The organism is Cytobacillus sp. NJ13, assembly GCA_030348385.1.
In the GTDB taxonomy this organism is placed as follows: domain Bacteria; phylum Bacillota; class Bacilli; order Bacillales; family Cytobacillaceae; genus Cytobacillus.
Genome location: JAUCFP010000006.1, coordinates 1,226,021 through 1,246,747, shown reverse-complemented (window position 1 = coordinate 1,246,747; position 20,727 = coordinate 1,226,021). Strand labels below are relative to the sequence as shown.

The window sequence follows — 20,727 nt, the reverse complement described above, 5'->3', positions numbered from 1 at the left end:
ATTAAAAACGCGACAGGTGAGGGAGTCTAAATATGCTGTTTATAAAAAATGTAACCATTAAGGAAGCAATGCTTTTTTTATTGTTTGCAGGAGTGATATTGGCTGCCAAATGGACAGTTAACTTACTTCTGAAAAAGAGGAAGGGCAAGTCAGTACAAGTCGACCGGATCATGCAGGGAATTTCTTCACTCGTGAACTGGGCAGCTTTTTATGGAATTATCATTCTATTCTTGTTCTTTTTTTCAAGGGAGAAATGGCTTTTTTATACCTTGTTCACAGCAGGGGAGGTAGATGTCACGCTAAATTTAATCATTGTAGCGTTTTTGACAGTCTCGCTTGCAAATCGGATCGTAAAAGTATTCACCAAATATGTATTAACATCTGTTTATGAATTCTATGGAGTTGATCGGGGGCTCGGCTATTCATTCAACAGAATGATCTATTATACCGTCATGATTGCAGCGCTCGCCATCAGCCTGACAGCGGTTGGACTTGATTTAACAGCGGCTGCTGCCATACTGGGTGTTCTCGGCATTGGTATAGGGTTCGGCATGCGCAATATTGCCGGTAACTTTATTTCAGGCATCATCATCCTATTCGAACGGCCAATTGAAATTGGGGAAGTGATCGAGATCAATAATAAGATCGGGAAAATAGAAAGCATCCGTCTCAGATCCACTATCGTCCGCACAGCTAAAGAAGGAACCCTCATCGTCCCAAACCAATACTTCATCGAACAAATCATCAAGAACCGGACAGGCTCAGAAATGCTTGCCCAGGTTCTAATCAGCGTAGCGTACGGCACTGATACAGATAAAGTTGAAAAGCTTCTTAGAGAAGCAGTGGACGTGGAAATGCCAAAAACAGAAGGGGTTTTAACGGCACCTGCACCTGATATCCGTTTTGTGGATTTTCGCAATAAGGCAATGGATTTTTTGATAGAAGTACCTGTTGCAAACTTTGAAGCCAAACAGAAATTTGAAAGCCGGCTAAGACATGTAATTGCAGAGAATTTTTATAAAAACGGAATTGAACTTGCCTCAGCACAGCTTCTGCCCGGTGAATGACGGGTTCAATTAAAGAAGAAAAAATGAAAACACCAGCCTCCTTTGGCTGGTGTTTTTCGAGTTATAATCTATTTCCCTAACAAAGCCTTCACTCCAAGATAAAGAACGGCAAGACCAAATATGATCATAGCCAGACCGCCGACAATGGAGAAAAAGCTGGCAATGCCTGAAGTAATAACTGCAGTAACAGGTACCATTGTCATGCCGTAGCCAGCAAGCATACAAGCAAGATATAATAATGCCAATTGATACATTATAGATCCCTCCTTTCCATACTAAAATATGAAAAGGGAGAAATCTTGCTTGGTCTAATATCACGAATCTTCCGAATAAAACAAAAACAGTTCTTTAGAATTATCTATTTTTACTGATTCTTCTTTACTTCCTTCAAAGCAATGATTTTCAGGGCAGTTAATTCTTCCTCTGATAACCTTTTTGTTAATAGACTGTATAATTCATTCTGCTCTTCAGCAGTCAGTCCGCCTTTTACTTTTAAGACACTCTGCTGGATTTCCTTCATCGAAAAGCTTTCTGAAATCTTCTTCACAGCCACTTCTTTTGTCTTGATCGGCAATGATGTCTCTTCAAGATTTACAGCTTTTAAATCATCCTGGCTGCTTCCAAGCAGGGTCTCTACATTTGGATCACTGGCAAGCATCTCCAGATCATCCTCAGTGATGCTGCCGGCAACTTCTGTCATTACTTTATTTGATATCAAATCCATTGAAGCAAAATAAATGAGGAATCCCAATAAAATAATAGACCCTCCAGTTATTGTCCAAAAAATAATTTTTTTCAACTTTTTGGGCTGCTCAAATTACGAACAGATCCGTTCACACTCCTCCCATTTTCCATCTCTTTAAATTGTATATGGTCTTTTCCTGATTTTGCAAATCTTTCTCACCTATAGAACGTATGTGCTATAATAGGGAAATAATAAAGCAAGGAGCCGTTTCCATGCCTAATAAGATAAAAATATCGGTTAGATCGTTAGTTGAATATGTTTATAAAAGCGGCAGCATTGAAACAGGCTTCCGTTCTGCAGTGCCGCTTTCAGAAGGAACCAGGATTCATCAGAGAATTCAAAAACTATATGGGGAAGAAGATCAAAAAGAAGTGTATCTGCACACAGCCTTAAACTTCAATCACCTTGACTTTCAGCTGGAAGGAAGGTGTGACGGGCTATTCATCAGAAATGAAGAACGTATTATTGATGAAATTAAGTCTGTTTCCCTCCCGCTATCTGAAATTGATGAATTTGCTTATCCTGTCCATTGGGCTCAGGCTAAATGCTATGCATTCATGTATGCAAAAGATCATAATCTTCCAGAAATGGCGGTTCAATTAACATATGTACAGTCTAAAACAGAAGAAGTGAAAAGATTTCAGCAAAGCTATTCTTTTCGTGAACTTGAAGAATTTATACTTTACCTTCTGGAATCCTATTTTCCATACGCCGACTTGAGAATTCAGCATCAACACGCATTAATAAGCAGCGTGCGAGAACTGGCTTTTCCTTTTCCTGCCTACCGATATGGCCAGAGAAAATTTGCAGGGGCAGTATACAAAACCATTTCTGAAGGGAAAAACTTATTTGCGAACGCACCTACTGGCATCGGCAAAACTATTTCTACCCTTTTTCCAGCATTAAAAGCCATTGGGGAAGGACATATTCATAGGATCATTTATGCTACAGCTAAAACCATTACCCGTCAGGCTGCTGAAGGGGCCATTGCCATGATGGAGGCTGATGGATTGAATCTAAAATCGGTTACAATCACGGCCAAGGACAAAATTTGCTTTAAGGAAGAAACCAATTGCCAAAAAGACAGCTGTGAATTTGCCAATGGATATTACGACCGGATAAACCATGCTGTACTTGACCTTCTGAAGAATGAGAACATGATAACCAGAACGACAATTGAAAAATATGCTATGAAGCATAAAGTCTGCCCTTTTGAATTTTCATTGGATGCTGCATACGCCGCCGACGCCATTATCGGTGATTATAACTATATTTTTGATCCGAGGGTCTCACTTAAGCGATTGCTGGAAGAGGAGAAAAAGAAAACGGCGCTCCTGATCGATGAAGCGCATAACCTTGTGGACCGTGGAAGGGAAATGTATTCAAGTTCCCTCGAGAAATCAGCATTTCTTCAATTGAGCAGAAGCTTTAAGGGGAAGGATAAAGGGATTCAAAAAAGCGCTAAACGAGTTAATGAAATTTTTATTGCATTAAAAAAGAAATGCGGTGAAAATCAGGAAATCGCTGAAAAGGATCCCCCTGAAGAAATTTTTAATGTTCTCGAGGAATTTGTTCATTATGCCGAAAACTATCTGGGGCAAACCAGAAACAGTACGGATGAAGAATTGCTGGAAGTTTTCTTTGCTGCACAGAATTTTATAAGAATAGGGAAACTGTATGATGAAAGATTTGTAACGTATATTCAAAAGCAGAGGAATGACCTGATTATCAAGTTATTTTGCCTGGATCCTTCGTATCTTCTGCAGAAGGCCAGAAAAGGATTTAAATCGGCTATCTTTTTTTCAGCTACCTTATTGCCTCTCAATTATTATTTGGACATGCTTGGCTTTCAGGAAGAAGATTTTATTTTATCCATTCCTTCACCATTCTCAAAAGATCAGGCAAAGGTCTACATACAGCCGCTTTCCACAAGATATCGTGACCGGGAAAGATCAATTGAACCAATCGTCATCACCATTAAGAACATGCTAAAGGGTCAAAATGGAAATTACCTGATCTTCTTTCCATCCTATCAATATATGGAGAATGTTTATGGTAGGTTCCTCGATGAGGAAATGCCAATACATACAATCATTCAAAAGACTGGAATGGATGAAAGAGAAAGGGAAGAGTTTCTGGATGCATTCCAGCCAAAAGCTGCTGGAACTCTGTTAGGGTTCGCAGTCATGGGCGGAATATTTTCGGAAGGAATTGATTTACAGGGGGATAGGCTGAATGGTGTATTTGTGGTGGGTGTGGGTCTTCCCCAGATCGGCTTTGAGCGTAATATAATGAAAGCTTATTTCCAGCTGCAAGGAAAAAACGGCTATGATTATGCCTATACCTATCCTGGAATGAACAAAGTCCTTCAGGCAGGAGGCAGACTTATTCGTTCTGAAAACGATACAGGAATAATTGTCTTAATGGATGACAGGTATGTTCAGGCAAAGTATCAGGCCCTGCTGCCAGAAGAATGGAAGGATTTTATTTTGGTAAGAAGGTAAAAACCTGCTCAGTAAGAGCAGGATGTTGGTGATCATTTGGTAATAAGCGGGCCTTTAGGCGCCTGCATTTTTTCAAGCATTTTTTCGAAAATAGGGTAAAAGAATTGTACTGCCAGACCAAGTGTTAATGTTACCACAATCGTGCCTACACCGATTGCACCTTTGAATAAAAATGCAAGAAGCAGGGCAAAGCTTTCGCTGATGATCCTTGAATTTCTTAAATTTAATCCAAATCTTGTGTGAATAGCTACCATCAATGTATCCATCGGACTTGCCGGAAATTTGGCCTGAAGATAGATGGCAACTCCCATTCCCATCGAAAGGATGCCAAAAAGCAATATGAATGATTGACCTGCCAATGTTTGCGGGGAAAGGTCACCAAAAATAACGAGAAGCCAGAAGTCAATTAGTGCGCCAATAATTAAGATGGAAATGGCTGCAAGGACTTCAGGCTTTTTTTTCATTAAAAAAGCATTTATAAAAATAAGTGCGATTCCATTAATAAAAACAAAGGTGCCAACTGTTAAGTTAAACATTTGAGATTCACCAACAGCCAAGGCATCCCATGCAGAAGCTCCAAGGTTTGACCTGATAATCAGGGCTACACCCATTGTCAGGATCAGCATCCCAATGATAAAAAATAAGAAACGTTCTTTCATGAAGACTCTCCAATCAACTATGTTTAATATTTTAGCTTGACCCTTTTTAAAATCAATACTCCCTCAGCACTGAAATTATGAAAGGAAAATTCATTTTATCATCAGATTATATTGGTTAACAGATAATTTTTTTGAAAAGTTGTTGGATTTTGCAGGAAAAAGGCGAAAGGTATTAAGAAGATATCAGTTTTCATTCATCTGAAACTGTGCTATATTATTTTACATTCATTCACCATTTATTAATGCTGGCTCTACATATTTTTTACATATAAAAACTTAGCCGCTGCTAAGTTTTTCGCATGTTTACAATTTAAGAGGTGAAACCACACTTATGGGAAAGTTATTTAAATCGCCTAAGAAATTGGCGAAAAACAGCCTTGCTGTGTTCTTTCTGATTGTTATCCTTTTTTGGCTAAAAACGTATATAGCCTATCGCATTGAATTTAATTTAGGGATCAACAATGATATACAGCGATTTCTGCTGTTTCTGAATCCTTTAAGTTCAACACTGATATTCCTGGGATTTGCTTTGTTTTTTAAAGGGAAATTGCAATCAGGCATGCTTATTGGCTTGAATTTATTTTTATCTTTCCTGCTTTATGCAAATGTCGTATATTATAGATTCTTTAACGACTTTATTACAGTTCCCGTACTAATGCAGGCAAAAGTAAATGGGGGGCAGCTGGGGGATAGTGCACTTTCTTTAATGTCTCCATGGGATATTTTTTATTTTACAGATACACTGCTGCTCATCTTCCTGGCAGTCAGGAAATGGTACAAACCAGGAAAGAAAATTAGCCGAAAACCCGCATTGGCTGTTATCGCTGCAGGTATCATTGTATTCTTCATTAATCTTGAAATTGCTGAGAATGACCGGCCTGAATTGCTTACACGTTCCTTCGACCGCAATTATTTGGTGAAATACCTTGGAGCATACAATTTCACGGTATATGATATTGTGCAAAATGCGAAGTCTGCCAGCCAAAGGGCTCTTGCGGATAATAACGATGTGACTGAAGTGGAGAACTATGTAAAAGCCAAGTATGCACCTCCGAACCCTGAATACTTCGGAAAAGCTAAGGGCATGAATGTTATTTACGTGTCCATGGAATCACTTCAGACTTTTATTATTGACTACAAGCTGAATGGAAAAGAAGTTACCCCATTCCTTAACTCACTTGCACATAGCGGCAAGACATTTTATTTTGATAATATTGTTAATCAAACCGGACAGGGAAAGACTTCCGATGCCGAGTTCATCATGGATACATCGCTATATCCGATGTCACAGGGAGCGGTTTATGTAACAAAAGCACAAAATACCTTCCATGGCACACCTGCTATTTTAAAGTCACATGGCTATACTTCAGCAGCTTTCCACGGAAACTACAAGACATTCTGGAACCGTAACGAAATGTATAAAACCATGGGCTATGACAAGTTTTTTGATGCCGAGTATTACAATATGAACGATGAAAACACTAAAAACTATGGGTTGAAGGATAAGCCGTTTTTCAAGGAATCCATGCCGATGCTGACCAGTCTTCCTCAGCCATTTTATACAAAATTCATCACTCTTTCTAATCACTTTCCTTTTAAAATGGATGAGTGGGATACTGATTTCCCTGCAGGCGAAACGGATAATGATGTGGTTAACCACTATTTCCAGTCGGCGAATTATATGGACCAGGCACTCCAGCAGTTCTTTGAGGATTTAAAGGAATCCGGCTTATATGATCATACTGTAGTTGTCCTGTATGGCGATCACTACGGAATTTCCGAAAACCACAATGAGGCAATGGCGGAAGTGATCGGAAAAGAGATTACACCATTTGAATATGCCAGGCTTCAAAGAGTGCCAGTATTCATTCATGTACCTGGAGTGGATGGCGGCATTGTCCATAATGTTGGCGGACAGATAGATGTGCGTCCAACATTACTTCACCTGCTGGGCATTGATACAAAAAATTACCTGGAAATGGGATCAGATCTGTTATCAGATAAGCACCGTGAAGTACTCCCATTCCGAAACGGCAACTTCATTTCACCTGAATATACACAGATTGAAGAAACCTGTTATTTTTCTGTAACTGGCGAAATAGCTGAGGCTATTGCATGTAAGCCATTTTCCGATCAGGCGAAAAAAGAGCTTGAAATGTCAGACAACATTGTTTACAAAGACCTGATGCGCTTTTATAAGCCGGAAGGATTTGTTCCAGTCAACCGGAATGATTACTCTTATGTAAAGAAAGAGGTGCCATTTAAAGAGGAAAGAAATGGCCCGGGTATACAGAAGTAAGATTTAGGAGCAGAGAGATAACTCTCTGCTTTTTTTTTTGAGGGATAAGAAAGTATCATTTTTGAACGCCGATATCTGTCTAGTTCCAACGCCTACCCCCTCGAGGTCACAAGCTTGTCTAGTTGCGGCTCCTAGGGACTCGGGGTCATAAGCCGTTTCCTTTCAGAAGGAAGAACGCCTTCTTACAGGAACAGTCTTATGCCTGTCGTCCCTGGGCAGTCGCCTCCACATATCGGGCAATCCTCCCAAAAAGGCAAAGTACGCCTTTCAGGGAGGCTCGTCTTGTGCTTGAGGCCCCCAGGATGGGGGTCATGCAGACGTTGCCACAGGACGTGGCGTTCTTAGTCTGCGTTCCTTTTGTGGGCAAGGCGCTTCCGCTTTTCTTGGCAGCCGCAATATATGCAGAAAGTATGCAGTTTACTAAGAGAATGCACGGGTAGAGTATCTTTGTAAAGAGATTAAAGGAAGGATGATATAATGTATAACAAATCTTTTGAAGAATGCATCCAGGCTTGTTTAGAATGCATGAAGGCCTGTAATGTATGCTATGATGCATGCTTAGGAGAAGAGGAAGTTAAAATGATGGCAGATTGTATCCGCCTGGACAGGGAGTGTGCTGATATCTGTGCCTTTGCAGCTAAGGCAATGCAGTCAAACAGCCCTTTTGCCAAGCAAATTTGCACTCTATGTGCAGACATTTGTGAAGCGTGCGGAAATGAGTGCAAAAAACACGACCACGGCCATTGCCAGCGCTGTGCTGAGGCATGCTTTAAGTGTGCGGAAGAATGCCGTAAAATGGCTGCTTGAATTAGCAGACAAAACAGACATCCAGCAGGGTGTCTGTTTTCAATGATTTTATTTGCAATATTCGGTTATGAAGAAATGTACATATTTTCCTTATTTTAAGCGAGTATTATTTTTAGACTTTTGTATGCCTGTTCCATAGTTTCTGCACAATTTATTGCCATACTAACTTCATAAAGAAAAGGAGGAATAGATATGCTAACAAGTAAAAAATTCGCCATCTGGTTTGTTTCTCTGGCTGCAGCTTTAACTTTAACTGCCTGCGGCGGAAATGACGGGGATGCCGGACAGGAAGGTACCAGCAATGAAGAAAGCACAACCAATAATGAAAGCAGCGGCCATTCAGGAGACCATTCAGGCATGGACCATTCCGGCTCCGGAGAAGTCCCTGAAGGAATAAAGGAAGCAGAAAATCCAACATATGAAGTTGGAAGCAAGGCCTTTATTACAGAAGGACATATGGAAGGGATGGAGGGAGCTGAAGCAACAGTTGCAGGTGCATATGATACAACAGTCTATACGGTCTCTTATACACCAACCACCGGCGGTAAAAAAGTTAAAAATCATAAATGGGTAGTTCACGAAGAGATTGCTGATGCGGGAGAGGAACCATTTAAAGAAGGCGACGAGGTAAAAATTAATGCAAGCCACATGGAGGGGATGGAAGGAGCATCTGCTGAAATCGATTCTGTGCAGGAAACAACAGTCTATACAGTTGACTTTACTACAGCTGACGGGAAGGAAGTAAAAAACCACATGTGGGTAACAGAAAACGAGCTTTCTCCATCAGAATAATATAGAATAAAGAGCTTATCTTCCGAAGATAAGCTCTTTAACTAAATTTATAATTTTTACACAAATAATAAACCAAAAAGGAAAAAGCAGCTAAAAGGAAAATGGCTATTTGCAGCTCCATTTTTAATTTTAGTGCATGTGAAACCGCAAAGGCTTCAATAACTAAAGCAGGTATTTTTCCGATGGTGCTGGCAATGCCAAAGGGCAGAAGCCTCATTTTGCTGTATGCTGCTGCCAGCGTGACTGCACCTGATGGGACAAATGGCAAGACTCTCAGCAAAACAACTAAGAAATACGCATCTGGACCTTCCGCATTCTGGAGCTTTGAAAAAAATTTATTATTCTTTAACCGAGGAAAAGAGGAGGTAAGCTTGGTGATTCCTTTGCGAAAAAGAATAAAACTAATAATAGCTCCTGCTGCTTCTCCGATGATTAATAGGATCAGCCCCATTTTGAGATCGAAAGCGGCAACTGTTCCCGCAGTAATAAAGGCACTAGGAAGGACACCCGTTATCGCGGCAGCAATGTTCATAGATATGCTAAAAAAAGCTGCCAATATCGGATCCTCTGATAGCCAGCCGATTGATTCAGAAAACATCCCTTAATCCTTCCCGGCCCATTTATAGCCCATTCCCCAGACAGTGGTCAGATACTCATCTGCAGGAAACCCGGCTTTCCTTAATTTTTCCCGTAAATTTCTGACATGCGAATCGATGGTACGGTCTTCGATTGACACCCCATAGCCCCATACAGAGCCTATTAAATGCTCACGTGAAAAAACTCTGTTCAGGTTGGTGAGGAATAGGCTTAACATTGAAAACTCTTTTGGAGTCAAAAGGATTTCCTTATTTTTATAGGATAGCTCAAAAGAATCTTCTTTAAGTTCCAGCCCTTTAAAAGTTTTGGTTTTTCCATCTTTTTTGCTTCTTCTCAGAACCGCTTCAATCCTTGCAGATAATTCCTCTTCATCGAATGGCTTTAGAATATAATCATCTGCTCCGATGTTCAGCCCTTTTACAATGTCCGGCTTTTCACTTTTGGCAGTAAGCATGATGATTGGAATATCCCAATATTTTTTTATTTCCTCGCATACCTTCCATCCATCCATTTCAGGCATCATGACATCCAAAAGTACGAGATCTGCAGAATGGGTTTCTAAGTAAAGCAGGGCATCTGAACCTGAAGCCAATTTTATGCACTTGTAGCCTCGGGGAGTTAAGTATAAAGAAATTAGATCAAGCATTCTAGTTTCATCGTCAACCAAAAGTATTGTTTTCACATTCCGTTTCTCCCTTAAAAACAATTTCAAATTCTGTTCCGTCACCTTCGCTGCTGCAGACAGCTATAGTCCCTCCATGCGCATGGACAAGTTCCTTAACAATGGCGAGTCCGAGACCTGTCCCTCCAAGAGCTCTTGCACGTGATTTATCCACTCGGTAAAACCGATTAAAGATAAAGGGCAGTTCCTCTTCAGAGATCCCTCTTCCGGTATCATTTATGTTAATGGTGACATGTTTTTTGGTCCTGCTTATAGTAATTGTTGTTTTATCTCCAGCTGAGGAATACTTAATGGCGTTATCCAGAAGATTAAAAACGATCTGTTCTAGCCTTGATGCATCCGCAGATATAGTGATTGATTCACAGCAAATAACAGAAAGCTGCATGCCTTTTTCAGTGAAAGCCGGAGAAAATTTTGTTTCAATTTTTCTCATAAAATCTTGCAGGTCAATAGGCGTTTTTATTATATCAAAGGTATTTTTATCGATCTTAGCCAAATCAAAAAGATTTTTAACCATATCTGAAAGCCGGTTGGTTTCCTCCAGGATAATTGATAAATACTGATTTCTTTCTTCCGGGCTTAGGTTCCGCTTCTGAACGATATCCGCATACCCCTTTATATAAGTAAGAGGTGTGCGAAGTTCGTGCGATATGCTGGATAAAAATTCATTGCGTTCTTCTCTGAGATAATTCAGGTCATTGGCCAATAACTGAATGGACCGTGCTAAATCCCCAAGTTCATCGTCACCGGTTTTAGGAAGGGAAACTGAAAAATCACCGCTGCTTAATTGTGAGGTAGCTTCCTTCATTTTAATCAGCGGTTTTGCCAGTGCCTTTGATAAAAAGATGATGATAGTAATGGTAAAAATGACGGCAATAAACCCGGCGATTAAAAATTGTTCATTCAAGCGCGAAATTAACGACTGAATCCAGGCTGTATCCTGAAACATATATACATGGCCAATCAGCACTCCATCCTGTTCGATCGGGCTGACTGTTGAGATATAATCTTCTTCTTTCCAATTGTCCTCGATGGTTTTGCCTTCCCTTATAGAAGATGATAGGGGCCTTTCTATGTACATTTGGATCAAACTGATATCAACAGAAGCACCAAGGACATCTTTATCCGAATTTGTAATGACTACATCTGTATTTGCTTCGGATTCCATCAGAGCTACATGGGAAATCGTATTTTCATCAAAATGCTTTTCGAGTATAGCACGGTGTGAATTGCCGCGTGTCTGCAGAGCTATAAGCTCTTCCTCCACACGTGATTCAACAAGGGTACTATGTAAAAAGAAGAACATAATTGTTTCAAGCCCGAAAAGGATCAGAAAGAACAGCAGGCCAAGCTTCATGGAAAGTTTATTCAAAGGACTCACTCATTTCAAAATCAATTACTTCTATTATAGTCGAAATGTTTGAAGAAACTATGCAGAAGAGGTATATGTTTTAATAGGACTGTAGAAGGTAAAATAGAATAATGATTTATCATTTTGAAAAAAGCAAGTAACAGTCATACAGGAGGTTTTTTTTTATGAGTGAATGTAAATTGGATCACACACCGGAAGATGTACAAAATAAGTTTGAACAGCAGAAAGAATTTCTGCCGGACGATATGAGTTCTTTGTTTCAATCTTTTTTTCAGCAGGAACATACACAGGATATTTTAAATGAGGTATTCCATTTGCTGAAAAAATTTGATCTTGCTTCCGAGGAGGAACGAACCGAGCGAGTCAACAGGCTTTATCTTGTATTAAAAAATGTATAATATAGAAATGCCGCATCTGATTAATTGCTGCGGCAATTTTTTATGTATCTTACAATTTTTTTGTAACTATTAAAATTTTGTTTTAACAATGTATGTTTTTATGTTAATATGCAATTATAGAGAAATATAGAGTAGTATAATAATGAAAGCGATTTCATAAAAGGGAGTGACAAAGTTGAAGGAATGCCATAGACCTGTTTTTGACTTGGCGATCCGGACCGCAGATATGCTTGTCCGAATGTTTGGCTCCCGCTGTGAAGTGGCCGTGCACGATTTCAGCGACTTAAAAAAATCGCTTATTCATATAGCAGGAGATATAACGGACAGGAAGATCGGCTCACCCATCACAGATCTCGTATTGAATGAATTAGCCAAACATAAAAACGAAGTTAATGATATAGCCAATTATAAAACACAATCCAAAAAAGGAAATATCATGAAATCATCCACGATTTTTCTCCGGGATGATGAAAATAAAGTAATTGGTGCATTATGCCTTAATTATGATATTAGTCTGCTCATGCAATTTGGAGGAGAAATTGAAGAGTTTATCAGTTTTGATGAACATTCTTCTAAATCGGAGACCTTTTTTAATTCCGTCCAGGATGTTATTCACGAGATGGTGGATCAAGTACTTCAAGGCTTTAGGAAGGCACCTTCATTGATGACGCTCGAAGAAAAAGTTGAATGTGTCCGCCAGCTTGAAGATAAAGGGACATTCCTCATTAAAGGGGCAACTGATTATGTCGCATCTGTGCTCGGGGTTTCCAAATTCACTATTTATAATTACCTGCAGAAAATCAGAACAATTAATGAGCTGCAGCCGGAAGCTGCCGTGGAGCATAAATAAGAAAATTTTTGGGAAAAGGTAACTGTAATCTTTTATTGCAGCTATCTGAATTTAAAGAACTTAAAAGTAAAGGGGCATACAAAATGAAATACAGATCAGCATTTGATATTATTGGCCCGGTTATGATCGGACCTTCAAGTTCCCATACTGCTGGAGCTGCACGCATTGGGCGTGTTGCCCGGACTCTTTTCGGAAAACAGCCGTCCAAAGCCGAGATTTCTTTATATGGTTCTTTTGCAAAAACCTATAAAGGACATGGTACGGATGTTGCAATTGTCGGCGGAATCCTCGACTTTGATACTTTTGACGAGCGTATTCCTTCTGCCCTGCAATTAGCTGAAGAAGCAGGGATTGAAGTCATTTTTACAGTTGAAGATACCGTTACAGACCATCCCAATACTGTAAGAGTCAAGCTTATCGATGGAGAACGTGACCTTGAACTTGTAGGAATATCCATTGGCGGCGGCACAATTGAAATAACCGAACTGAATTCCTTTGAACTTAAATTATCTGGTGAACATCCTGCCATTTTAGTTGTTCATAACGATCAGTTTGGAGTTATCTCCGCTGTTACGAATATTTTATCAAAGCACCAGATTAATATTGGACATATGGAAGTTTCACGCAAGGAAAAAGGAAAAATGGCAATCATGGTTATTGAAGTGGATCAGAAGATCGGCCATGATGTGATGACGGAGCTTGAAGGGCTTCCGAATATCACACAAATTATCAGAATGGTTGACTAATAGTTAGCTGGTCATCAGGAGGGAAAGTCTAATGTTGTTTAGAAATGTTGCTGAGCTTGTTGAGCTCGCTGAAAATAAAGGTGTAAAAATTGCTGAAATCATGATTCAGCAGGAGATAGAAGTTACTGGTTTAACTCGAGATGAAATAATCGCTAAAATGGACCGTAATCTGACTGTCATGGAACAGGCAGTTGAAAGGGGATTGAAAGGCGTCACGTCTGTTACAGGTCTGACTGGCGGAGATGCAGTCCTTTTGCAAAAGTACATTCAGAGCGGAAAGGCATTATCAGGAAACATTTTATTGGACGCTGTCAGCAAAGCAGTTGCAACCAATGAAGTGAATGCAGCAATGGGTACAATTTGTGCCACCCCTACAGCTGGTTCGGCAGGTGTAGTGCCAGGTACATTGTTCGCTGTAAAAGAAGTCCTCAATCCTACACGAATGGAAATGATAGAATTTCTATTTACTTCAGCAGCATTTGGCTTTGTTGTGGCAAACAATGCCTCCATATCCGGTGCAGCAGGAGGATGTCAGGCTGAGGTAGGGTCTGCAAGCGGCATGGCGGCCGCATCCATTGTAGAAATGGCAGGCGGGACACCAAAACAGGCTGCTGAAGCAATGGCAATAACGCTTAAAAACATGCTGGGCCTTGTGTGTGATCCAGTTGCCGGACTAGTAGAAGTCCCATGCGTAAAACGAAATGCCATGGGTGCTTCCAACGCCATGACAGCAGCAGACATGGCCCTAGCCGGAATTACAAGCAGAATTCCATGTGATGAAGTCATCAACGCAATGTTCCTTATCGGGCAATCCATGCCTTCAGCACTCAGGGAAACAGCTGAGGGAGGACTGGCTGCAACGCCAACCGGAAGAAGACTGCAGGAAGAGATTTTTGGGAAAAAACTGTAAATTTAAATTGGCTGTTTTGTAAGATTGTTCCTATTAAACTTTTCAATTAAGTTTAACAATCTGAGTTGATTGGAACGGAGGGTACTTGATCCTCGAATATGCATCCGCATTTTCTTCGTGCGGTGTTGATTCAGGGAAGTTTATTCAATGTCCTGCGGGAGGAGAGGGAGTGAGAGACCCCACAGGCATAGCCGAGGAGGCTCTCATTCCTCCCCGCGGAAAGCAAGTGCCCGCTGCGGAAATCAACGGCCGCGTTCATAAGCATACAAAAAATTATGAGAAAAGGGCTTATGTTCAACACCAATTCTTAAGTGAATTGGTGTTTATATTTGTGTGGAAAAAAGTTATGCTTATTTAGGATAATTGTAAAAAGGGGAGAGAAAAAAGAGTTTGAAAGTTATAAGAGGGACTATTATCACTATTGTTATTGTGTTTATGCTGTTACTGGGAATTGCAGTTCCTGCCGCACTTATTGGGTTAGCTGTCTTTTTAATTGGATTATATTTAAATAATCAGTACCGGAAATTTAAGATAAATTTTAAAAAATCTGGCTGGATTATGGCTGCTGGCTTTGTGTTATCCATTTTTTTAGCAACTGCAGATTCTGATGCAACAAAAACAGTAAGTGAACCTGAGAAAGAACAAATAATGACAGATCAGGATGAAGCAGATAAGAAGGCAGAAGAAGAAAAGCTTGCTGAAGAGAAGGCTAAAGAAGAGGAAGCTAAGAAGCAGGAAGAGGAGCAAGCACGGCTGGAAGCAGAACAGGAAGAAAAACAGAAACAAGAAGAAGCTGAAAAGCAAAAACAGGAACAGGGTCAAAAACAGGCTGCAGAGAGCTTGGGCCTGGAACTAGTAACCATTGGCAGAGTCGTAGACGGTGATACAATTGAAACATCAGACGGAAGAAAGGTCCGCCTAATTGGAGTGAACACTCCCGAATCGACAACAAGAGTCGAAGAATACGGAAAAGAAGCAAGCCAATTTACCACATCTGAGCTGACTGGCAAGAAAATCTGGATGCAAAAGGATGTCTCTGACACAGACCGGTATGGCCGCCTGCTGAGAATCATTTGGGTGGACATCCCAACTGATGATATGGACGAAAATGAAATACGTGAAAAAATGTTCAATGCACACTTGGTTCTGAATGGCTATGCTGAGCCATCCACCTACAATCCGGATGTAAAATACAGTCAATACTTCAGAGTATTTGGAAGGGAAGCTAGGGAAGCCAATAAAGGGTTATGGGCTCTCGGGGATGAGGGAACAACTAAAGGGGACCTGGATTCTGCAGCAGCCAGCAGTTCTTCATCAAGTTCGGGGATTGCCGGCGGCAGCGGGTCGAATGACAGCAGTGGTACAGCCAGCAATTCGGCTTCTGCAGAAGGCAGCACTGAGTCCTACCAAAACTGTACAGAGTTAAGGAAGGTATATCCAAATGGTGTGCCTTCTACACATCCTGCCTATAACTCAAAACATGATAGAGACAAGGATAACTTTGCTTGCGAACGATAAGAGAAGGGTTGGCTCTATATATAGTGCCGGCTTCTTTTTTTGTAAAAAGGGAACCGGGGCGTACATGACCAAATTTAAATAGAGAACACGGGCTCCTGGCCAGTGTTCTATGAGGTTCTTTTATGATGGTCATTTAATTTAATAAGGGAACCCCTTTTTATCCAATAATGAAAATTTTCTGCTGGGAAGACCCCGCGTCCATTTGATCTGTCCATCTGGATGACTACGCTGTTCTGGGTCACCTCCAGAATTTTAAGTGTTTGGGAACGGTTAAGATTTGGCATGAAGGTACTTTTGATTTCAAATTGCATATCCTTATCAAGGTTCAATGATGACACCTCCTAAATATTTTATTATTTCTAATGTTCCCATTCACTTTTATTTCTATCCAATTATTGGCCGGTATATTTTTGACTAATCGAAGTGCAAAGCTTTTTTAACTAATAGAGGATTTACAACTTTTGAATTTTTGCAATAAACTGTATAATTCAGTGGAGAACTATGAAATTTAACAAGCAGGTGAAGTGTGTTGAAGGAAAAAATTAAAGTTGGATTAATAGGAATGGGTGCAGTAGGGGAAAGGATCCTTCGTCAATTTCGACAGCATGAAGAGTTTGAGATTGCAGCACTTTGTGATCGAAATGCCGAACGATTAGATAAATTTAAGGCTGAGCTGCCAGATGCCTCATTACATACCAATCATTTGGAACTGCTTCAGGATGAAACCATCAAACTCATCTATTTAGGTGTTCCGCCAAAATTTCATTATTCAATTAGCATGGATATAATAAAGAGCCGCAAGCATCTTCTTTGTGAAAAGCCTCTGGCCAATTCCATTGAAGAGGCTAAGGATATGTATGAAGCTGCTGAAAATGCCGGAATTATACATGCAATGAATTTTCCAATGGCATACAGCCCGGCCTTTAAAGTGTTTAGGGAAAAGATACAGAATGGTGAACTGGGTGAGATTAAGAAGGTAGAACTGCAACTGCAATTTACACAATGGCCGCGTGAATGGCAGCAGAACGAATGGATTTCCAGCAGGGAACAAGGGGGCTTTATCCGGGAAGTTTCTCCTCACTTTATTCATATGATTCAGGATACCTTCGGAGAGCTGCTCAATGTCCGTTCTTTTGTGGAATACCCGGATGATGAACGTTTATGTGAAAACAGCTTTACCACATTATTGAAGCTTCCAGGCGGCATTCCTGTTCTATTTAACGGAATTGCGGGAATTGGACAAAAAGAACATCTGTCTTTTAAAGTTTTTGGTGATAAAGGAACTTTGGATATGCAGAACTGGGGTGTTCTTGTACAAAGTACGTCCGAAAACAGCGGAGAGATGATAAGGCTTGATGAGCCGGAAAACAGTCTTTCTGCAGAACTCCTCAAAGCAATAAGAGGAGACAATGCATTATTGGTTTCCTTTAAAGAAGGGTATCAGGTGCAAAAGGTGCTTGAAAAAATCCTATTAAGCTAATGTGTCTCTTTTTTATTCATCTAAACCGCACAGTTATCCCATCCTTCTTCTTATGAAACAATACTCGAAAAAGTCCTGTGTTTTAATGTATAATATTCAGGTGAGAGTTCTTCCGATTTCTGTGAAGACTCTATTACTTATCATAAATTTCATAGATCCAAAGTTGAAAGAGAGTGGGACATATGGGCCGTAAATGGAACAATATTAAAGAAAAGAAAGCATCAAAAGACGCAAATACGAGCCGTGTATATTCCAAGTTTGCACTTGAAATATATGTGGTTGCCAAGCAAGGTGAGCCTGATCCGGAAGCAAACCAGGCTTTAAAATTTGTGCTCGAACGTGCAAAAACATATAACGTGCCAAGAAATATCATTGATCGTGCAATTGAAAAAGCAAAGGGCGGAGCGGAAGAAAACTATGATGAGCTACGCTACGAAGGATTCGGGCCTAGCGGATCCATGGTTATAGTCGATGCATTAACTAATAACGTAAATCGCACAGCTTCTAACGTACGTGCTGCATTCGGAAAAAATGGCGGGAATATGGGTGTGAGCGGATCTGTTTCCTATATGTTCGACTCAACCGCTGTTATCGGCATTGAAGGCAAATCGGAGGAAGAAGTGCTGGAAATCCTCATGGAAGCAGACGTAGATGCACGTGATATTCTGGAAGAAGATGATACGGTAATTGTTTATGCAGAACCCGATCAGTTTCATGCAGTTCAGGAAGCATTCAAGTCAGCAGGCATCAATGAGTTTGCTGTTGCTGAATTAACAATGCTCCCGCAAAATGAAGTCACCCTTGAGGCTGATGCACAGGCGCAATTTGAAAAGCTGATTGACGCTCTTGAAGACCTGGAAGATGTCCAGCGTGTTTATCATAATGCAGACCTTGGTGAATAACTGAGAAGAGGAGTCCGCTTAATTGCTGGACTCTTTTTTATTCAAATATAATGTTTTACATAATTTTACTATGTAAATTAATTTTGTTATTGCCCGGATTAATAATTATATGCACCTAAATATGCTTTCTTTTGAAAACGGCTGAAACAATTGTGGTTTTATGGTGATATCATTCGATATCTGTCGAGTATCATTTTGCTAGCTTGCGCTATCTTCTCGCCGAATATAAGTTATTGCCCTTAACTTCCCATCGAGAGATACATTGGAGTTTTATCTGACTAATGGAAAATAACTGCAATAGAAATTTCTGTGTTTAAACACTGTATACACGGGAACATGAATGGGGAAAGGAGAGTTTAGCTCACATGAATACGTTTAAGGTTATTTATACTTTTGAAAAAGGTGTTACCGTAACAGAAGAGGTTGAAGCAGAAAATAAATCCGAAGTAATCGGAAGCATTAAAGACCTGGAAGGATTTGTAGAACTAACTTGTTCTGAAGGTCACTACCATCGTTTTGATTTTGCAGATGTAAAGTTAGTCACAATTACAGAATAAAAGGAAGGCCAAAAACGGCCTCCCTCTAAAAGCCCGCCTGGTCAGCGGGTTTTTTATTTTCTTACAAGATCTCCAACAAGTATATACCTCTGTGGTGCATCTCCAATAAAGTCAAAAGGATAGCAGGTTGTTACAGTTAGAGTTGCTCTTGGCTTAGGTACAATTACTGTTCTGTCATCTGCATCGACGATTCTTACTTTACGAACTTTATAGGTAAATTCACCAGCAGAAGTGTTTACGACAAGCAAATCGCCAATCTCTACTTCTCCAAGTTTGCGAAAGACTGTATCCCGGTGGCCGGAAAGGACTGAATTGTCTTCTTCTCCTGGAAGGACGCTGCCGGCATAATGGCCAACTCCCTTTTCAAGCTCATCTTCATCCGTACCATGAAAGATAGGCAGATGTGCTGATATCTTAGGTATTGATAAAACGCCCATTTCTTCTCCCATTTTAGGTCGTACGGTGTATAGGCTATGTTGTTCCGTTTTTTGTTCAGCCTTCACTTCTGTTTTTACAGTGCTGGAGGAATCTTTATGGGCTGAAGTTTTTTGACTATTCAAATATGGCATGAGATTTGAAGCTGCAATCCAAATTCCGCCCAAAATAAAAATTAGACCAATAGCTCCTTTTAATGAGAGATTCCTTTTCACGCAGCTTTCACTTTTCGTCTGCGGAAAATGGCAATTCCTATAAGGGTTAGGCCAATGCCTGCTAATACTCCTTCAGTATAGTGGCCTGCTGTGTTTGGCAGTTTTCCGCCTTTTACAGTTTTTACGTGTTTAGAAACTGGTTTCACTTTAGCAGGCTCCTGTTTTTTGATAACAGTTTCAGCCTGATCCAAATCTGTCACTGTGTCTTCAATTAGCTCTGAACTGAACATCTCTGCTGTAATAATCATATCTGCCAGGAACTGGCCTTGAGTATTATAAAGTTCAATAAGCAGGTCATAGCCATTTGTCTCTTCCAAAGCAATCATTTCAGCTGTTGTTAAATGGATCTTTTCACCATCTTTCACAAGATAAAACTCGGCATCAAGCTGGAACAGATCCATCATTTCCTGCATAATGCTGATAAGTTCAGCTATTTCTGCTTCTGTTAAATCCTCGGCACTGTCAAACTCCCCAAATGCCATTAAACGGCTTTCAAGGTCCATCATTTTATCAAGCAAGTCTGGATTCTCGAAATCCAAAGTCATAAAATGTGCAAATAATGCTTCAAGTTCTTCATCTGTAAGATCTATATCTGAGAGTATTTGGTTCATTTCGTCTTCACCAGGTAATTCATCTCCACCCAGATAAATGGATACCATGATATCAAGGTCCTCAATATATTCGTAGTTTTCAAGGGAGTCATCGTTCTCCTCAAGCAGGGAGATGAGCTCCTCTTTTGTAAGTCCGTAATCATTTAATAGCTGCTGAAGAGTTTCATCGTTAATTTCAGTGCCTGTATATGTTAAAAAAGAAACAGTGGAATCTAAAGCATCAATATATCGAAAAACATCCCTAACATCGTCAGTCGTTTCCATTTCTCCATTCTCCGCAAGCAGTGCCACTAACTCTTCCTCATTTTCAAAAGCATAGTCAGCTAAGAGCTGCTGAAGGTTTTCTTCAGTAATAGGCTCACCGAGATATTCAATCATTTCCTCCATCGTATCGAAATCTTCGAAATTCATATCCCAAAAATATTCCAGATGGTCATTTAATCCTTCTTCAGTCCAATTTGTTTCCTTCAGGAATTCAGCCACTTCATTATCGCTTGGTGCTGCATTGCTGACAGCCGGAAACAAGCTCAGCAATAGGATGAATGCAATAACAATACTTAGTCTTTTCAATGATATTTCCT

At 40.2% G+C, this 20,727-nt stretch carries 22 protein-coding genes; 13 read left to right on the top strand and 9 right to left on the bottom strand.

The genetic code is table 11. The features are described from left to right. The first annotated feature begins 32 nt into the window (after positions 1-32). Positions 33-1,067: a mechanosensitive ion channel gene (locus QUF73_06095; protein ID MDM5225780.1), complete on the top strand. Its 1,035-nt coding sequence runs from the start codon at positions 33-35 to the stop codon at positions 1,065-1,067. A 68-nt stretch (positions 1,068-1,135) separates the two neighbouring features. Here the strand turns inward: QUF73_06095 and QUF73_06090 are convergent, their stop codons facing one another. Together QUF73_06090 and QUF73_06085 are read right to left on the bottom strand one after the other, a co-directional pair. Further along, positions 1,136-1,321: a hypothetical protein gene (locus tag QUF73_06090; GenBank protein ID MDM5225779.1), complete on the bottom strand. Its 186-nt coding sequence runs from the start codon at positions 1,319-1,321 to the stop codon at positions 1,136-1,138. Between the two features lie 110 nt (positions 1,322-1,431). Further along, positions 1,432-1,866 (bottom strand): hypothetical protein, encoded by a 435-nt coding sequence (locus QUF73_06085; protein ID MDM5225778.1) that lies wholly within the window; start codon positions 1,864-1,866, stop codon positions 1,432-1,434. 158 nt (positions 1,867-2,024) lie between these two features. Between QUF73_06085 and QUF73_06080 the strand changes: the two genes are divergently transcribed. Then, the gene (locus tag QUF73_06080) at positions 2,025-4,316 is read left to right on the top strand and encodes an ATP-dependent DNA helicase (GenBank protein MDM5225777.1); all 2,292 of its coding nucleotides are present in this window, start codon (positions 2,025-2,027) and stop codon (positions 4,314-4,316) included. Between the two features lie 32 nt (positions 4,317-4,348). Here the strand turns inward: QUF73_06080 and QUF73_06075 are convergent, their stop codons facing one another. Continuing rightward, the gene (locus tag QUF73_06075) at positions 4,349-4,996 is read right to left on the bottom strand and encodes a YitT family protein (protein MDM5225776.1); all 648 of its coding nucleotides are present in this window, start codon (positions 4,994-4,996) and stop codon (positions 4,349-4,351) included. Positions 4,997-5,306: 310 nt separating this feature from the next. Between QUF73_06075 and QUF73_06070 the strand changes: the two genes are divergently transcribed. From QUF73_06070 to QUF73_06060, 3 genes are all read left to right on the top strand, one after another. After that, positions 5,307-7,274, top strand: a complete 1,968-nt coding sequence (locus tag QUF73_06070) for an LTA synthase family protein (protein MDM5225775.1) — start codon at positions 5,307-5,309, stop codon at positions 7,272-7,274. A 477-nt stretch (positions 7,275-7,751) separates the two neighbouring features. After that, the gene (locus tag QUF73_06065) at positions 7,752-8,081 is read left to right on the top strand and encodes a four-helix bundle copper-binding protein (protein ID MDM5225774.1); all 330 of its coding nucleotides are present in this window, start codon (positions 7,752-7,754) and stop codon (positions 8,079-8,081) included. A gap of 192 nt (positions 8,082-8,273) precedes the next feature. Next, entirely contained in the window at positions 8,274-8,873 is a 600-nt protein-coding gene (locus QUF73_06060) for a YdhK family protein (GenBank protein MDM5225773.1), read from the top strand. 37 nt (positions 8,874-8,910) lie between these two features. On the opposite strand, the gene QUF73_06055 is transcribed toward QUF73_06060, so the two are convergent. The 3 genes from QUF73_06055 to QUF73_06045 are packed head-to-tail and all read right to left on the bottom strand — an operon-like array spanning position 8,911 to position 11,524. Further along, positions 8,911-9,471, bottom strand: coding sequence for a VTT domain-containing protein (locus QUF73_06055; GenBank protein MDM5225772.1), 561 nt, complete (start codon positions 9,469-9,471; stop codon positions 8,911-8,913). A gap of 3 nt (positions 9,472-9,474) precedes the next feature. Next, a complete protein-coding gene (locus QUF73_06050; protein MDM5225771.1) occupies positions 9,475-10,152 on the bottom strand; it encodes a response regulator transcription factor in 678 nt (225 codons plus the stop codon). Next, a complete protein-coding gene (locus QUF73_06045) occupies positions 10,130-11,524 on the bottom strand; it encodes a HAMP domain-containing sensor histidine kinase (protein ID MDM5225770.1) in 1,395 nt (464 codons plus the stop codon). The genes QUF73_06050 and QUF73_06045 overlap by 23 nt, the downstream gene beginning before the upstream one ends. Positions 11,525-11,688: 164 nt before the next feature. On the opposite strand from QUF73_06045, the gene QUF73_06040 reads away from it, so the two are divergent. The 5 genes from QUF73_06040 (at position 11,689) to QUF73_06020 (ending at position 15,946) form a co-directional block, all read left to right on the top strand. After that, entirely contained in the window at positions 11,689-11,922 is a 234-nt protein-coding gene (locus QUF73_06040) for a hypothetical protein (GenBank protein MDM5225769.1), read from the top strand. 175 nt (positions 11,923-12,097) lie between these two features. Then, positions 12,098-12,772, top strand: coding sequence for a PAS domain-containing protein (locus QUF73_06035; GenBank protein ID MDM5225768.1), 675 nt, complete (start codon positions 12,098-12,100; stop codon positions 12,770-12,772). An 83-nt stretch (positions 12,773-12,855) separates the two neighbouring features. Then, positions 12,856-13,518: an L-serine ammonia-lyase, iron-sulfur-dependent subunit beta gene (gene sdaAB / locus QUF73_06030; protein MDM5225767.1), complete on the top strand. Its 663-nt coding sequence runs from the start codon at positions 12,856-12,858 to the stop codon at positions 13,516-13,518. A gap of 34 nt (positions 13,519-13,552) precedes the next feature. After that, positions 13,553-14,428 (top strand): L-serine ammonia-lyase, iron-sulfur-dependent, subunit alpha, encoded by an 876-nt coding sequence (sdaAA, locus tag QUF73_06025; GenBank protein MDM5225766.1) that lies wholly within the window; start codon positions 13,553-13,555, stop codon positions 14,426-14,428. A gap of 390 nt (positions 14,429-14,818) precedes the next feature. After that, entirely contained in the window at positions 14,819-15,946 is a 1,128-nt protein-coding gene (locus QUF73_06020) for a thermonuclease family protein (GenBank protein MDM5225765.1), read from the top strand. Between the two features lie 107 nt (positions 15,947-16,053). On the opposite strand, the gene QUF73_06015 is transcribed toward QUF73_06020, so the two are convergent. Then, on the bottom strand, positions 16,054-16,284 hold the full coding sequence (locus QUF73_06015) for a hypothetical protein (protein MDM5225764.1): 231 nt from the start codon (positions 16,282-16,284) through the stop codon (positions 16,054-16,056). Positions 16,285-16,472: 188 nt separating this feature from the next. On the opposite strand from QUF73_06015, the gene QUF73_06010 reads away from it, so the two are divergent. From QUF73_06010 to QUF73_06000, 3 genes are all read left to right on the top strand, one after another. Then, positions 16,473-17,426 (top strand): Gfo/Idh/MocA family oxidoreductase, encoded by a 954-nt coding sequence (locus QUF73_06010; GenBank protein MDM5225763.1) that lies wholly within the window; start codon positions 16,473-16,475, stop codon positions 17,424-17,426. Between the two features lie 182 nt (positions 17,427-17,608). Further along, positions 17,609-18,328, top strand: a complete 720-nt coding sequence (locus QUF73_06005; GenBank protein MDM5225762.1) for a YebC/PmpR family DNA-binding transcriptional regulator — start codon at positions 17,609-17,611, stop codon at positions 18,326-18,328. Between the two features lie 365 nt (positions 18,329-18,693). Beyond that, positions 18,694-18,885 carry a hypothetical protein gene (locus QUF73_06000; protein MDM5225761.1) on the top strand — a complete coding sequence of 64 codons (192 nt, stop codon included), beginning with the start codon at positions 18,694-18,696 and terminating at the stop codon, positions 18,883-18,885. A 53-nt stretch (positions 18,886-18,938) separates the two neighbouring features. On the opposite strand, the gene QUF73_05995 is transcribed toward QUF73_06000, so the two are convergent. Together QUF73_05995 and QUF73_05990 are read right to left on the bottom strand one after the other, a co-directional pair. Continuing rightward, positions 18,939-19,535 carry a class D sortase gene (locus tag QUF73_05995; protein ID MDM5225760.1) on the bottom strand — a complete coding sequence of 199 codons (597 nt, stop codon included), beginning with the start codon at positions 19,533-19,535 and terminating at the stop codon, positions 18,939-18,941. Further along, positions 19,532-20,716, bottom strand: coding sequence for a processed acidic surface protein (locus tag QUF73_05990; protein MDM5225759.1), 1,185 nt, complete (start codon positions 20,714-20,716; stop codon positions 19,532-19,534). Before QUF73_05990 ends, QUF73_05995 begins: the two co-directional genes overlap by 4 nt. Positions 20,717-20,727 lie beyond the last annotated feature (11 nt).